Source organism: Lentzea sp. NPDC051838, from assembly GCF_040681245.1.
Lineage (GTDB): Bacteria > Actinomycetota > Actinomycetes > Mycobacteriales > Pseudonocardiaceae > Lentzea.
Genome location: NZ_JBFAYI010000001.1, coordinates 1,246,813 through 1,259,371 on the forward strand (window position 1 = coordinate 1,246,813; position 12,559 = coordinate 1,259,371).

Below are 12,559 nucleotides of genomic sequence, written 5' to 3' on the forward strand. Positions count from 1 at the left end.
ACCTCGCAGAGAAACTCGATCGGCGCGTCCAAGCCTGGCCGGGAAACCCGGCCCTCGAGCCCCCTAAGCGCCCCCTAGGAGCAAGGGGTCCGGCTCACAACGAAACCCGCTCAACGACGACGTTTCCGCAGGCGGGCAAAAGAACACGGCCACGACTGGGCGATTTCCCAGTCGTGGCCGTGGAAGGGTGGGGCGGTCTGCTGCAGGTCTACTGCAGGTAGCCCTCGACCTCGCCGACGGAGCGCGCGGACACGTCGTCCGCGGACTCGCCCTGCGACCGTGCGGCGCGACGCCGGCGCAGCAGGTCCCAGCACTGGTCGAGAGCTTCTTCCAGGGCGCGCAGCCTGTCGTGTTCCTCAGCTGACGAGATCTCGCCCGCCACCACGCGTTCGCGCAGCTTGTGCTCCTCGTCGACCAGCTCGTGGATGCGGCCCAGCACGGATTCGTCGGTCATCTACGCCTGTCCCGTCTCGAAGCGGCTCACCTTCCCGGACTCTACGACGAAACGCCAGAAGGTGCGCATCTCCCCCCAGGTGTCGTTGCGGTACCGGATGATCAGGGACTTTCCGCCGTCGGAGGACGATTCGACCACCATGTGGCCGTTGTCGTCGAAGATCTCCTTGGCCGTCCACGCGCGGAGGTCCCGGTCGGTGCCGTCGTCGGACATGGTCGCGTCCGGCGTGAGCAGGTCGAAGAACGCGGCCTTGTCGCCCGCGTTCACGGCGGCGATGAACGCCTCCACGGTTGGGTCGCTCGTCATGGTCCCCAGTGTTGTCGCAAGAGGACACACCCGCACATGGTCGAGGTCAGGGAAGCGCGGCCAGCGACAGGCTGCACGGAGCGCAGGTCCACCCGGCCCACTCCTCTCGAACACCACTAAGAGGATGGACCGGGCGGACTGTCGAAACTCATCGGAAGGTCAGCTGCTGCGAGGCAGCATCACGGTGCGAGACAGTGCTGAAGTCATGCACAGAGCGTCGTCCGGAGCCGACGACCGGGGAAGACGTTCGGACGAGCCCGGACAGATCCGGACAGCGCGGTCACGTCCTCCAGTCGGAGCACGTCGCCGTGTTCGGTCCGAGGCAGATCCGCGTCGAGAACGAGTCGATCATCGGGGCGAAGGGCCAGCGGACCTCCACCGTCGCACCGGGGCCAGAGGCACGGGCGAGCCACTTCTCGTTCGTCTCGGTGCCATCGGTGTAGCGAACCCACAGGTAGGCGTCGAGGCCGTCGTCCGCGGTGTCCTTGAGATAGGACAGCTGCGGATCGATGAACGGCATCCGCTCGAACCACTTGCCCTTCACCGTCGCCTCGCCACCGGGCAGGAAAGGCGTGACCGCGAAGTAGCACGGACCGTTCGAACCGGGGTCGTACACAGGGTCACCGCTGCACCGGCGCGCGTGGGCGGTCGACTCGGCGCACAGCCCGAGAAGCAGGGCCGCGGCCACCGACAGGGCCATTTTCCTCATGATCAGCCGATCCAGTGGGAGCAGCGGTCCTCACCGGGGCCGACACACACGCGCGCCGCGAAGAAGTTCACGTACATGTCGGCGGGCGAGTACCAAGCGGTGAACGTGGTCGCGTTCAGGCCCGACGCGGTCGCGATCATCTCCTTGTGCGTGTATTCGTTCGTCTTGCCGTACTGCACCCACAAGTGCACGTCGAGGCCGTCGTCCGCGAGGTCCTTGACGCGCGTACGGGTGCCGTCGAGAGACACGGTGTACTCGACGAACTTGCCGGAAGACACCCCTTCGCCACCGGCCGTCGACGGCACGAAGACGAACTTGCTGCCGGTCGTCGAGCCAGGGTCGTACACAGGTATCTCGCTGGCGTGAGCGGCCGGCGTCACGAGCGCGCCCAGGGCCAGGAAGGCAGCGGCCGACGTCATCAGTTTTCTCATGATTCCCCCTTCGACCACGGATTTATCAATCCCCGTGGCCGCTCACAAGCTGTTCGGACGATCCCGGACACCCCGGTACCCGGCACCTTCCAGCACCTCAGACGCCTTCAACCGCACCTCCGAAGCCGCACCGGCATCCCCAGCTGCCTCATGCGCCCTGGTCAGAGCAACGAGCGCGAGGCCCGCGAGGATGCTCTGGCCGGTGGCGGACGCACGTTCGTGCGCTTGTGTCGCGTCGCTCACTGCCGCCAGAGCGTCCCCGGCGGCGAGGTCCAGCCACGCCAGCTCGACCAGCGCGTCCGCCACACCCGGCCCGTACCCGATCGCGACCGCCATCCGCCACGCGCGGCGCAGGTCCTCACGCCGGCCGCGCACCGCCGCCACCGTGATCGCAGCGTCGATCTCCACCCGGCCGGAACCCTTGGCGAGGGAGAGCGCCTCCTCCGCGCACCGCAGCGCCTCGTCGAGACGTCCGGCGTCGCGGTGGACGCGGGCGAGGTCGTCCAGCGCGGCCGCCTCGCTGACCCGGTCCTCGTGGTCGTGGTTGAGCTGCCGCGCTCGTTCGAGGAAGTGCGCGGCCTGGCCGAGGTCGCCGAGGTAGCGGTGCACGACGCCGAGCGCGCCGAGCGAGTTCGCCGCGGACCGGGTCTCGCCGATCTCCTCGCGCAGCTCGACGGCCAGCTCCAGGTTCGCGGCAGCGTCGACGAGCCGTCCGAGGCGCATCTCGGTGAGGCCGAGGTTGCCGAGCGAACGCGCGCGCCGGGCCGTGTCGCCGACCTCGGTGTAGTAGGCGAGCTCGCGGCGGAAGCAGTCGGCCGCCTCCTCCAGCTGCCCCAGCTCCGCGTAGACGCCGCCGAGGTTGCCGAGCGTGCTGAACTCGCGGAACCGGTCCCCCGCCACCCGGCTGAACTCGACGGCCTGGGAGAAGTGCGTGGCGGCGGCACGGTGGTCGCCCGCTCCCCAGTGCGCGGTGCCGAGCGACAGGTGCATCGCGGCGGACGCCGAAGGGTCGCCATCGGCCGCATCCAGGCCCACTCGTGCGACGGCCAGCCATTCCGCGGTGTGGCGGCGCAGCCAGTAGCAACCGCGCAACGCATCGGTCAGCAGCCACGCCATCGGCGCGCCCGCCTGCTCGATCATCGACACCAACGTCGCGCGTTCGGTGTCGAACCACTGCAACGCCTCGGTGGCGTTCGAGAACGTGTGCTGTGGACTGACCGAAGCGAGCACCGAGAAGTCCGGACGCACCGCGCGTGCCGCAGCGACCGCCATCTCCAGGTACTGCGCGTGCAGCCGGGAGATCGAGGAATCAGCGCTTTCCTCTGCCGCGTAACGCTCACGGGCGTAGAGCCGCAGCAGGTCGTGCAGTCCATGGCGGCCGGCCGACCTGACCTCGACCAGGTGCGCGGCGACCAGCGTGCGCAGGGCCACCGACGCGTCCGGCTGATCGAGCAACGCCGCCGCGGCACGGGCGGGCAGCTCCGGTCCTGGCGCCACACCCATGCGGCGGAACAACATCCGCGCCACCGGGTCCAGCGCCGCGTAGGAGTGGTCGAACGTCGTGCGCACCGCCGCGTCGGCGTCACCCTCGATCTCCAGCGCGGTGAGCCGGTCGCCCGCGGTCAGCTCGGCCATCAGCTCCGCGATCGTCTGATGTGGACGATCGGCGAGGTTCGCGGCCGTGATCCGCAACGCCAGCGGCAGGTACCCGCACAGCCGGACCAGCTCGTCGACCGCGTCCTCCTCGCGCAGCACCCGTTCGGCCCCCAGCACGCCGATCACCACGGCCGGAGCTTCCTCGGGGGTCAGCACGCCGAGCTCCAGCCGGTACGCGCCATCACGCGCGACGAGTCCGGCCAGGCGGTCACGGCTCGTCACGACGGTCATGCAGCCCGGCCCGCCCGGCACGAGTGGACGGACGTGTGCGGCGCTGGGCGCGTTGTCCACCATCACCAGCACGCGCTTCTCGGACGTCATCGACCGGTACATGCCGATCATCGCGTCCTGCTGCAGCGGGATGTCCTCACCGGGCACGCCGAACGCCCGGATCGCGAGCGCCAGCGCCTGGTCCGGGGTGACCGGCGGACCCGACGAGTAGCCGCGCAGGTCCAGGTAGACCTGTCCGTCCGGGAACCTCGCCGCCACCTGGTGCGCCCACTGCACCGTCAGCGCGGTCTTGCCCACTCCGGGAATCCCGCACACCACCGCGAGCCTGCTGCCGCCGTCGAGCAGCGCGGTCAGCTCCTTGAACGCCTTCGCGCGCCCGGTGAAGCCCGGCACCACGGCGGGCAGCTGACGTGGCACGACGGCCTGGACGCGAGCCGGTTCCGCCTGCACCCGGCGCCACGCGGTGAGCCACGGCGCGGCCTCGTCGTCCGGCACGCTGAACGCCCGCAGCAGCCCGCGGAACACCTCCAGCGCCGGCACGGTCTTCCTGCGTGGACTCAAAGCGTCCGCGAGCGTGCTGCGGGCGAGCCCGGACAGCTTCTCCATCGTCCGCAACGAAGGGTTGCCCGCCCACACCTTCAAAACGCGCAGCTGGGCGATCAGCTCCTCGATCGAGTGCGCGTCGTCAGGTCTGGGGGCGGACATGGGTCGAAGCCTAATGATCGGGAGCGCGCCGCGGGCGTCCGACGGTCGGACCGATTCCGTCGGTTGGCGGACGAAATGGTCCAACCAATTGTTTACACTCGTGAACCGGGCCGCCGATCCCGCCAAGCGAGCACTTCTCGTGTTCGCTACCTCCGCCTGCCAGGAGGAGCAATGAAGGCACGGAATCGGCTCGCTCTGGCGAGTCTCACCGCCACCACCGCTCTGGCCGTCGCACTGCTCGTACCGGTGATGACCGCCAGCGCCCACGGCACGATGTCCGACCCGGCCAGCCGCGTCTACACGTGCAAGCAGGAAGGCCCGGAGAACCCGAAGTCCGACGCGTGCAAGGCGGCCGTCGCGGCCGGTGGCACGCAGGCGTTCTACGACTGGAACGAGGTGTCGCTGCTCGACGCCGGCGGCCAGCACCGCCAGAAGATCCCGGACGGCAAGCTGTGCAGCGCGGGCCGCGACAAGTACCGCGGCCTCGACCTGCAACGCGCCGACTGGCCGGCCAAGCGGATCTCCGCCGGGTCGCTGACGGTGACCTACCACGCGTCCGCACCGCACTCGAACAGCAACTTCGAGTTCTACATCACCAGGGACGGCTGGAACCCGACGCAGCCGCTGCGCTGGTCGGACCTGGTGCACCTGCAGACGTTCAACAACCAGAACCCGTCGACGTTCACGAGCTGGACGCTGAACATCCCGCCGCGCTCCGGCCGCCACCTCATCTACTCGATCTGGCAACGGGTCGTCGGCAGCGCCGAGGCGTTCTACACGTGCTCGGACGTCGACTTCAGCGGCGGCACCAACCCGCCCCCGACGACGACCACGACCACTCCTCCGCCCACCACCACGACCACCTCACCGCCTCCCAGCGGCACGTGGGCGGCGGGCACGACGTACCAGGTCGGCAACCGCGTGACCTACAACGGCGTCGGCTACGAGTGCCAGCTCGCGCACACCGCCATCGCCGGGTGGGAACCGCCGAACACGCCGGCCCTCTGGAAACGCCTCTGATGCGGATCCTGTTGCTGTTGCTCGCGTTCGTGGTGTCCGGTTGCGCTGCCGAGCAGCCGGGCGCCACGTTGCGCGGCGATCCGCTGGACGTGATGTTCCTGCAGATGATGATCCCGCATCACGAGCAGGGCGTGGCGATGGTGGCGCTGGCCGCGGATCGTGCCCAGTCCGGCGATCTGCGGATGCTCGCGGCGGCCATCGAGTCCACCCAGGCGTCCGAGGTGGGCACGATGAAGGGCTGGCTCAGCACGTGGGGCTCGCCGCCGACCGCCCCGCCGGACTCGCACGCGGGCCACGGCGGCATGCGGCGCACCAAACCCGAGGAGATCGAGCGACTGCGGTCGTTGCACGGCAAGGAGTTCGACCAGCGGCTGCTCAACGTGATGATCGCGCACCAGGACGACGCGGTGCAGCTGGCGCGGTGGGAGTCCGGGAGTGGTGCGCACAAGGAGGTGAAAGACCTCGCGGGACGGATCGAGAAGTCCCGCACCGCGCAGATCGACATGATGAAGAGGTTCCTCACCCTCCTCTAGCGGGGTACCCCGGTCTCGAGACAACAGGGAGGCCGAGATGCAACCAGTCCCGTTCGTCCCGTGGGTGTGGCGCGACCCGTCGTGGGCCGACCGTCCCGAGCCGGACGAAGCCGAGCTCGCGCGACGTCCTGACACCGGCCTGATCGGGTACGAGGTCGAGGCGACCGACGGCAGCATCGGCAAGGTCGACGACGACAACGCCAAGGTGCCGAACGACTGCCTGATGATCTCCACCGGACCGTGGATCTTCGGGCGCATCGTGGTGCTGCCCGTGGGTGTCGTGCGGCGGGTCGACCACGAGGAGCGGAAGGTCCACGTCGACCGCACCAAGGACCAGATCAAGAACGCGCCGGAGTACGACCCGGACAACCACGAGGACTACCGGCGGCGCACCGGTGACTACTACGCCGAGAGCTACCGCCTGATGCCGCCGATGCTCTAGGGAGCCTGCACGAGCAACGACTTCTCGCGGTCGTGCTGCCACTCCACGAGCAACGCGGTGGCGTCGTCCTGCAGCCGCCCGTTCTGGTGGTCGAGCACGGTCCTCATCAAGCGCCGCAACGTCTCGGGCGCAGGGCAGCCGTCGGCCTCGCGGCGGATCACGAAGTCCGCGAACCTGCGCAGGCCGAACTGCCGGCCGCGCGGGTCGCGGGCCTCGACGATGCCGTCGGTGTAGAAGAGCAGGCGGTCGCCCGGTTCGAGGTGCTCGTGACACAGCACCGGTGCCGCCGGCAGCTGGAACCCCATCGGGGGCGCCGGGTGGCAACGCAGCTCACGCACCCAACGACCCTGGCGGATCAGCAGCGGGGGCGGGTGGCCGCGGTTGACCCAGCTCAACCGGCCGGTGCGGTGGTCGAGCTCGGCGAGCACCCCGGTGGCGAACCTCAGGCCGCCGAACTGCTCCCCGATCACCTCGTCGACCGCGATGCTGGTCTCGACCAGGTTCGCGCCTCGGCGGCGGTAGCTGCGGCACGCTCCCGTGGCCAGCGCGACGGTCAGGCCCGCCGACTGGTCGTGGCCCATCGCGTCGAAGATCGACAGGTGCACTACGTCGCCCGCGATCGCGTAGTCGACCGCGTCGCCCCCGATGTCGTACGCGGGCTCCAGCACCGCGGTGAGCACCAGGTCGTCCGTGGCGAAGGTGAGCGGTGGCATCAGCGGCCAGACCACCTCGGCGGCCACGGCCATCGGCTCGGTGCGCACGAGCTGCTGGTAGGTGTCGCTGTGCGGGCGTTTGCTCACCACCATCAACGCGACCAGCGAGGCCAGCGCGCCGATTCGGTCCACTGTGGACTCCGAGCGGTCCGGTGCGGCCAGCCCGAGCACGCCGATGCGTTCGGTGCCGTCCAGCAACGGGATCCAGAAGTGGTGCGCGCCGTCCCGCGCGGTCGCGATCATCGTGACGTCGCGGAACGCCCGGCCGGCGAGGCTCGCGTCGACGCGGAACGTCCGGGTCTCGACCGGGTGCAGCGCGGTCAGCCTCTGCTCGCGCAGGTCGGCGAGCAGGATCAGGATCTCCGACAGCCCCGCGGCGGCGGCCCGCCGCTCGACCAGCTCCGGCAGCCGCTCCAGGGTGGCGACGTGGCTGTCCCTCAGCAGGTGGGCGAGCATCTCGTAGGCGGGGCCGTCCGTGGGCACCCCTCCTTCGAGTCCGTTGTGGACGGTGCGGCGGTCACGCCAGTCCTGGCACCGCCAGCGCGTCCACCAAGCTCGGCCGCACGTCCAGGACGCTCGTCAGCTCCAGCACCTGCAACGGCCGCAGCACCTCGGGCGTCCTGGCCACCAGCACGAGCGCGCTTCCCCTGCTCAGACACCGGTCCTGGTGATCGAGCAGCAACCCGATGCCGCACGCGCCCAGGAAGTTCACCTCGGACAGGTCGACCACCACGGGTGCGGGCGGGTGCGCCGAACCGAGGGCACCGGCCAGACAGCCGGACAGGTCGTCGGCCGTCACGCGATCCACCTCGCCGGCCACGTGCACGACGACCACGCCGCCCACGCTCTCGATCGTGGTGCGGAGAACAACGTTCTCGGTTGGCATGCGGCAACCTCTCATCGGGACGGCACGACCGTCGCACGGGCTGGCTGCTCAACCCCGTGTGACCGTAGCGCAGTCGGGGTGCCTGCGCGGTTCTGCGGCCACGTTCGCCCGAACGGACCACCGGCGGCGAGCGTAGAATCGGGCGCCATGCGCACGTCCGGTGTCACCGACGTGGTCCTCGGGATGCACCCCAACGACCATCTCTGCTGGCCCTTCGACGACTTCGCCGAGTTCCGCACGCGGGCGGCGGAGTTCCTCGTCGACGGACTGCGGCTCGGGCAGCGCGCCTGCTACGTCGCGCGCGGCGCCGATCTCGCCGCAGACCTGCAGGCCGAACCGGTGCTCGTCGAGGCGTTGCGGGACGGCCGGGCGCAGGCCATCTCGCTGGAGTCGCAGTACACCTCCGGCACCGCGGTGACGCCCGCGGCACAGGTCGGCGTGTACGCGGCGGCGACGAGGGCCGCGGTCGAGGCGGGCTTCACCGGACTGCGGGTCGCGGCGGACGCGACGACCCTGGTGCGCACGCCGGACGCGCTCGACGCGTTCTGCCGCTACGAGCACATGATCGACAGGTACATGACCGCGGAACCGTTCTCCGCGATGTGCGCCTACCAGCGCGGCGAGCTGCCCGAACCGGCGATCGTGCGGCTCAGCTCGCTGCACCCCGTCAACAACGCGTGGTGCGCGCCGTTCCGGCTGCACGCCACGGCGGACGGCATCGCGCTCGACGGCGAGATCGACTGGGTGAGCCGCGACCTGCTGGAGCTGGCGCTCGAGAACACCGCTCCGCGCGACGGCGTGCTGCACGTCGACACCACCCGGCTCGCGTTCATCGACCACCACGGATTGATCGCGCTGCACGACTTCGCGCGCGCCAACGGGGCCACGCTCGTGCTGAGGTCGCAGAGGTCCGCGCTCGCGCGCATGGTGTCGATCCTCGGCTTGGACGGCGTGGAGTTCGTCCGATGACGGGCTTCTACCACGAGACCGCGCTCTACGGTTCCGACGACGACTTCCTGGCGATCGCCGTGCCGTTCGTCGAGGGCGGCCTGCGCGAGGGCCAGCCGACGCTGGTCGCGTGCGCGGACAAGAACACCTCGCTGCTGCGTGCCGCGGTGGGCGACGACGACGCGGTCACCTACCTGCCGGGCGCCGACCAGTACGCCAGGCCGGCCGACGCGATCGCCGGCTACCGCGACATCTTCGGCAAGCTCGCCAACGCGGGCGCCACCCGGATCCGCACGATCGGCGACGTCCCGCATCCCGGCGTCGGCGTGCGGTGGGACTGGTGGGGCCGCTACGAGAACGCCGTCAACCAGGCGTTCGCCGAGTTCCCGCTGTGGGGCCTGTGCCCGTACGACACCAGGATCACCCCGCCCGAGGTGCTGGCGGACGTCGCGCGCACCCACGAGTACCTCGCGACGGCCTCCGGTGAGCACCTGCCGAACCCGGACTTCGGCACCGGCCTGCCGCTCAGCAGCCCTGTCCCGGACACGCTCGAACAGGGCGCGCCGCGCGTCTCGCTCGTGGATCCGACTCCCGCGGCCGTGCGAGAGGCGGTGTCCGCGGCGATCACCGGCACCACTCTGACCGAGGACAGCGCGCACGACATCGTGTACGCGGCCAGCGAGATCGTCACCAACGGCCTCAGCCACGGCGTCGCGCCGGTCCGGTTCCGGTTGTGGGCCGACGACTCGCGCGTGGTCGTGACGGTGTCCGACCAGGGCTCGGGCCCGTCGGACCCGCTCGCGGGCCTGATGCCCACCACGGCCACCCGGTCGGCAGGGCTCGGGCTGTGGATCCTGCACCGCACGTGCGACTACGTGTCCATGGGCCGCGAGGAGGACGGGTTCACGGTCCGCGTGAGCGTGGGCGGCCACACGTAGGGCAGATCGTCCGGAACGTCGGGAAAGTACCGGCGGTAGTGCTCGGGATCCTTGCGCACCAACGCCGACTGGTGACTGCGGTGCACCTCCGGATCCCCCAGCCAGCACGGCAACGCGCCCGCCTCCGCCAGCTCGTCCTGAGTGCGCACGACCGTGATGTCCTTGGCCCGCGCCAGATCCGACCGCAGAGTCGCCTCGCACGTGTCCAGGAAGCCCGCCGCCCGCCACACCGCACACACCTCGAGCCCGTACCGCACAAGGGCTTCCTCGTACCCGGACCACATCCTGACCGCCGGGTGGTGCCGCCACCCGTGCCCCGGCACCACCAGCGCGCGCTGCACCTGCAACGTCTCGACCCGCTGCTTGCCGAGCCGGCTCCGGTCCAGCACCCGCGCGGTGGCGGTGAAGTCCGCATAGGGCAAGAACGTCTGCATCAGAGCACGTACCGCGCAGCCCGGGCAGCCCGCGCCTGCAACGTCATGACACTGGAGAAGTCACGCCGGCCGCGGGTGCTCCAGTGCGCCACGAACCCGAACACGCCTCCCCAGAACGCGCGGATCAGCAAACTGACGAGCAGCAGCCACACCCACGCGGCGCCGGTCGTGAACAGACCGAACAACAGTCCGATCAGCACACCGAACCACGCACCGCCTGCCGCACCGGACACCGCGGCCCTGCCCCGCGTCATGCGGCCGGTCACCTGCTCGACGGTCCGGACACCCTCGCCGACGAGCCGTTGCGCGTCGGCGTAGTCGGTGAAGCTCGCCAGCAAGCTCGACTCGGAGGCTCTCTGCTCGATTTCCACACCGAACGGCTACCCGCGAACCGGACGCCTGACACGGGAAAGCAGGCGGTGGGCGACGGTCAGCAACGTCCGCGCCTCCATCCGCTCGCCGTAACCGAAGTGCTCGCAGGCCGCTTCCACACTGGCCCGGACCTCGGGCGACACGTCCGGGCAGTCCTTCAGCGCCGCCGGCAGCCCCTCGCGGGCGTCGTCGTTGGCGAGCGTTGTGCACACGACGTTGTCCAGGTTCTCCAACGCGGTCACGCGCGACCGCACCGGGATGTCGTCGACGGTCATCTTGAGCCTCCACAGCCGAGTCCTGTGCGCCGGCTGCTTGACGCTCTCGCGCGCGAATACCCCTCTCCGGCGATCTCAAACCGGGTTTCGCTACCGTGGCGGGATGCGAGGTGAGCACAAGGCGCGCCAATGGATCTCCGAGCTGTCCGACCGGATCGGGACGGCCGGGTGGACGGCGCTGGCCGTCACGCCGGCGCTGCTGGCCGAGGTCGACCAACACGCCGCGGCGGTGCGCGACATCCTGCTGTTCGGTGTGGAGGGTGCCGGCACGGTGGCCGCCGTCGTCCTGCTCGCCTCCTACGCGCGTGGACTGCTGGACGCCGAGCCCGAGTGGTCACCCACGTCGTGGCTCGGCGTCCGGTTGATGGCGGTCTGCCGGCTCGCTCACACGCACGACCTCAAGCCGCTGTCGAACGAGCTCGCCTGAGGCTCAGCGCACGTCCGGCCTCGTGTCGAGAACGGGATCCGCCTCCGCCTCCGAACGCGCGCGCACGGCGTCCTCACGACCGCGCTGGTACGCCTCGGCCTGAGCCTGCGCCTGCGGCAGCTCCCGTTCCGCCCGGCCGAGCCAGCCTTCCCACCGCTGCTGCATCGGTCCGATGAGGCCACCGCCCACACCCACGACGAGGATGCCGCCGACCGTCGCGAGCACGGCGATCAGCACCGGCGTGGTCACCGTCGTGGCGACACCGATCTGGTCCAACGCGGCGATGATCCCCAACGCCCAGATGAACACCGACGCGATGTTCGCCAGCACGTTGCCGTAGGACAAGCCTCCGAGCGCACTGCCGATGAAGTCCTTGACAGCACGGGCGATCGCCGCGGCCACCACGACGATGATGATCGCCACCGCGGCCTTGGGCAGCCACGCCACGATGCCGGTCAACAGCTCCGAGACGGGGTTCGGACCCCACACGCCGAACGCGATCTGCAGCGTGATCAGCAGCAGCGCGTAGTACACGAGCTTCGCGAGCAGATCAGAGGCGTCGTACTTGCTCCGCGAGAGCATCCGGTTGATGCCGCCGCGCTCCACGAGCCGGTCGAACCCGACCCGCTCCAGCACCTTGTCGACCAGCTTGGCCACCGCCTTGGCGACGAACCAGCCGATCACCAGGATCAGCAGGAACGCGGCCAGCTTGGGCACGAACGTCGCCACCGCACGCCAGGCGTCGGTCAGCCCTTGTCCGAAGTCCATGTCGAGCTCCCTTCGCACGGGCGCCCGGCCGGGCGACCCACCGCGGGGAATACCCAGCGTGGGAGGACTTCACACGGATCACACAACCGGTCGCAGCTCGCGATCGCACGCTGTGAGGTGCTCCCACGTCCTGCCGCGCTGACTGGGAGGTGCCGAACCGTCCGCTGTGCACACCGGGTAGACCAGACCGTAGGGAACCGGTTGATCGAACTCGTCACCGGTGCGGACGTCGACCAGACGACGCGCGTGGGTCATCGCAACCACTCCTCACAGGGTGAGCGGCAGGGCCAGTGGGATCCACGAATACCCCG

General features: G+C 70.0%; 17 protein-coding genes. 6 read left to right on the forward strand and 11 right to left on the reverse strand.

Going from position 1 to position 12,559, the window contains the following annotated elements; all coding sequences use genetic code 11:
• Window positions 1-208: 208 nt before the first annotated feature.
• The 5 genes from AB0M24_RS05635 to AB0M24_RS05655 form a co-directional block, all read right to left on the reverse strand.
• Window positions 209-454, reverse strand: coding sequence for a DUF2630 family protein (locus AB0M24_RS05635; RefSeq protein WP_363761405.1), 246 nt, complete (start codon window positions 452-454; stop codon window positions 209-211).
• Window positions 455-760: a nuclear transport factor 2 family protein gene (locus tag AB0M24_RS05640; RefSeq protein ID WP_363761407.1), complete on the reverse strand. Its 306-nt coding sequence runs from the start codon at window positions 758-760 to the stop codon at window positions 455-457. It abuts the gene before it with no gap.
• Between the two features lie 280 nt (window positions 761-1,040).
• Entirely contained in the window at window positions 1,041-1,460 is a 420-nt protein-coding gene (locus AB0M24_RS05645) for a hypothetical protein (RefSeq protein ID WP_363761409.1), read from the reverse strand.
• An 11-nt stretch (window positions 1,461-1,471) separates the two neighbouring features.
• A complete protein-coding gene (locus AB0M24_RS05650; RefSeq protein ID WP_363761411.1) occupies window positions 1,472-1,900 on the reverse strand; it encodes a hypothetical protein in 429 nt (142 codons plus the stop codon).
• 42 nt (window positions 1,901-1,942) lie between these two features.
• A complete protein-coding gene (locus AB0M24_RS05655) occupies window positions 1,943-4,492 on the reverse strand; it encodes a tetratricopeptide repeat protein (protein ID WP_363761413.1) in 2,550 nt (849 codons plus the stop codon).
• A gap of 171 nt (window positions 4,493-4,663) precedes the next feature.
• On the opposite strand from AB0M24_RS05655, the gene AB0M24_RS05660 reads away from it, so the two are divergent.
• From AB0M24_RS05660 to AB0M24_RS05670, 3 genes are read left to right on the forward strand one after another with little or no spacing between them, the layout of a single operon-like run.
• Window positions 4,664-5,512, forward strand: coding sequence for a lytic polysaccharide monooxygenase (locus tag AB0M24_RS05660; RefSeq protein ID WP_363761415.1), 849 nt, complete (start codon window positions 4,664-4,666; stop codon window positions 5,510-5,512).
• Window positions 5,512-6,045 (forward strand): DUF305 domain-containing protein, encoded by a 534-nt coding sequence (locus AB0M24_RS05665; RefSeq protein ID WP_363761417.1) that lies wholly within the window; start codon window positions 5,512-5,514, stop codon window positions 6,043-6,045. Before AB0M24_RS05660 ends, AB0M24_RS05665 begins: the two co-directional genes overlap by 1 nt.
• Before the next feature lie 37 nt (window positions 6,046-6,082).
• The gene (locus AB0M24_RS05670) at window positions 6,083-6,487 is read left to right on the forward strand and encodes a PRC-barrel domain containing protein (RefSeq protein ID WP_363761419.1); all 405 of its coding nucleotides are present in this window, start codon (window positions 6,083-6,085) and stop codon (window positions 6,485-6,487) included.
• Here AB0M24_RS05670 and AB0M24_RS05675 read toward each other — a convergent pair.
• Both AB0M24_RS05675 and AB0M24_RS05680 read right to left on the reverse strand, forming a co-directional pair.
• Window positions 6,484-7,683 (reverse strand): PP2C family protein-serine/threonine phosphatase, encoded by a 1,200-nt coding sequence (locus AB0M24_RS05675; protein WP_363761421.1) that lies wholly within the window; start codon window positions 7,681-7,683, stop codon window positions 6,484-6,486. The two genes, AB0M24_RS05670 and AB0M24_RS05675, sit on opposite strands and share 4 nt — an antisense overlap.
• Before the next feature lie 34 nt (window positions 7,684-7,717).
• Window positions 7,718-8,086: an STAS domain-containing protein gene (locus tag AB0M24_RS05680; RefSeq protein ID WP_363761423.1), complete on the reverse strand. Its 369-nt coding sequence runs from the start codon at window positions 8,084-8,086 to the stop codon at window positions 7,718-7,720.
• Between the two features lie 147 nt (window positions 8,087-8,233).
• On the opposite strand from AB0M24_RS05680, the gene AB0M24_RS05685 reads away from it, so the two are divergent.
• Entirely contained in the window at window positions 8,234-9,055 is an 822-nt protein-coding gene (locus AB0M24_RS05685) for an MEDS domain-containing protein (protein WP_363761425.1), read from the forward strand.
• Entirely contained in the window at window positions 9,052-9,972 is a 921-nt protein-coding gene (locus AB0M24_RS05690; protein WP_363761427.1) for a sensor histidine kinase, read from the forward strand. The genes AB0M24_RS05685 and AB0M24_RS05690 overlap by 4 nt, the downstream gene beginning before the upstream one ends.
• Here the strand turns inward: AB0M24_RS05690 and AB0M24_RS05695 are convergent.
• Genes AB0M24_RS05695 through AB0M24_RS05705 form a run of 3 tightly spaced genes read right to left on the reverse strand, consistent with a single transcriptional unit; the run spans window position 9,906 to window position 11,053 of the window.
• Window positions 9,906-10,406 carry an MSMEG_6728 family protein gene (locus AB0M24_RS05695; RefSeq protein WP_363761429.1) on the reverse strand — a complete coding sequence of 167 codons (501 nt, stop codon included), beginning with the start codon at window positions 10,404-10,406 and terminating at the stop codon, window positions 9,906-9,908. The two genes, AB0M24_RS05690 and AB0M24_RS05695, sit on opposite strands and share 67 nt — an antisense overlap.
• Window positions 10,406-10,777, reverse strand: a complete 372-nt coding sequence (locus AB0M24_RS05700) for a general stress protein (RefSeq protein WP_363761431.1) — start codon at window positions 10,775-10,777, stop codon at window positions 10,406-10,408. Before AB0M24_RS05700 ends, AB0M24_RS05695 begins: the two co-directional genes overlap by 1 nt.
• Before the next feature lie 9 nt (window positions 10,778-10,786).
• Window positions 10,787-11,053, reverse strand: a complete 267-nt coding sequence (locus tag AB0M24_RS05705) for a hypothetical protein (protein WP_363761433.1) — start codon at window positions 11,051-11,053, stop codon at window positions 10,787-10,789.
• A gap of 103 nt (window positions 11,054-11,156) precedes the next feature.
• Between AB0M24_RS05705 and AB0M24_RS05710 the strand changes: the two genes are divergently transcribed.
• The gene (locus AB0M24_RS05710) at window positions 11,157-11,480 is read left to right on the forward strand and encodes a DUF6401 family natural product biosynthesis protein (RefSeq protein ID WP_363761435.1); all 324 of its coding nucleotides are present in this window, start codon (window positions 11,157-11,159) and stop codon (window positions 11,478-11,480) included.
• 3 nt (window positions 11,481-11,483) lie between these two features.
• Here AB0M24_RS05710 and AB0M24_RS05715 read toward each other — a convergent pair whose 3' ends face one another.
• Entirely contained in the window at window positions 11,484-12,248 is a 765-nt protein-coding gene (locus tag AB0M24_RS05715) for a hypothetical protein (protein ID WP_363761437.1), read from the reverse strand.
• Window positions 12,249-12,559 lie beyond the last annotated feature (311 nt).

Coding starts and splice junctions, on each gene's coding strand:
- AB0M24_RS05635 (WP_363761405.1), bottom strand. CDS start 454: ATGACCGACGAATCCGTGCTGGGCCGCATCCACGAGCTGGTCGACGAG.
- AB0M24_RS05640 (WP_363761407.1), bottom strand. CDS start 760: ATGACGAGCGACCCAACCGTGGAGGCGTTCATCGCCGCCGTGAACGCG.
- AB0M24_RS05645 (WP_363761409.1), bottom strand. CDS start 1,460: ATGGCCCTGTCGGTGGCCGCGGCCCTGCTTCTCGGGCTGTGCGCCGAG.
- AB0M24_RS05650 (WP_363761411.1), bottom strand. CDS start 1,900: ATGAGAAAACTGATGACGTCGGCCGCTGCCTTCCTGGCCCTGGGCGCG.
- AB0M24_RS05655 (WP_363761413.1), bottom strand. CDS start 4,492: ATGTCCGCCCCCAGACCTGACGACGCGCACTCGATCGAGGAGCTGATC.
- AB0M24_RS05660 (WP_363761415.1), top strand. CDS start 4,664: ATGAAGGCACGGAATCGGCTCGCTCTGGCGAGTCTCACCGCCACCACC.
- AB0M24_RS05665 (WP_363761417.1), top strand. CDS start 5,512: ATGCGGATCCTGTTGCTGTTGCTCGCGTTCGTGGTGTCCGGTTGCGCT.
- AB0M24_RS05670 (WP_363761419.1), top strand. CDS start 6,083: ATGCAACCAGTCCCGTTCGTCCCGTGGGTGTGGCGCGACCCGTCGTGG.
- AB0M24_RS05680 (WP_363761423.1), bottom strand. CDS start 8,086: ATGCCAACCGAGAACGTTGTTCTCCGCACCACGATCGAGAGCGTGGGC.
- AB0M24_RS05685 (WP_363761425.1), top strand. CDS start 8,234: ATGCGCACGTCCGGTGTCACCGACGTGGTCCTCGGGATGCACCCCAAC.
- AB0M24_RS05690 (WP_363761427.1), top strand. CDS start 9,052: ATGACGGGCTTCTACCACGAGACCGCGCTCTACGGTTCCGACGACGAC.
- AB0M24_RS05695 (WP_363761429.1), bottom strand. CDS start 10,406: ATGCAGACGTTCTTGCCCTATGCGGACTTCACCGCCACCGCGCGGGTG.
- AB0M24_RS05705 (WP_363761433.1), bottom strand. CDS start 11,053: ATGACCGTCGACGACATCCCGGTGCGGTCGCGCGTGACCGCGTTGGAG.
- AB0M24_RS05710 (WP_363761435.1), top strand. CDS start 11,157: ATGCGAGGTGAGCACAAGGCGCGCCAATGGATCTCCGAGCTGTCCGAC.
- AB0M24_RS05715 (WP_363761437.1), bottom strand. CDS start 12,248: ATGGACTTCGGACAAGGGCTGACCGACGCCTGGCGTGCGGTGGCGACG.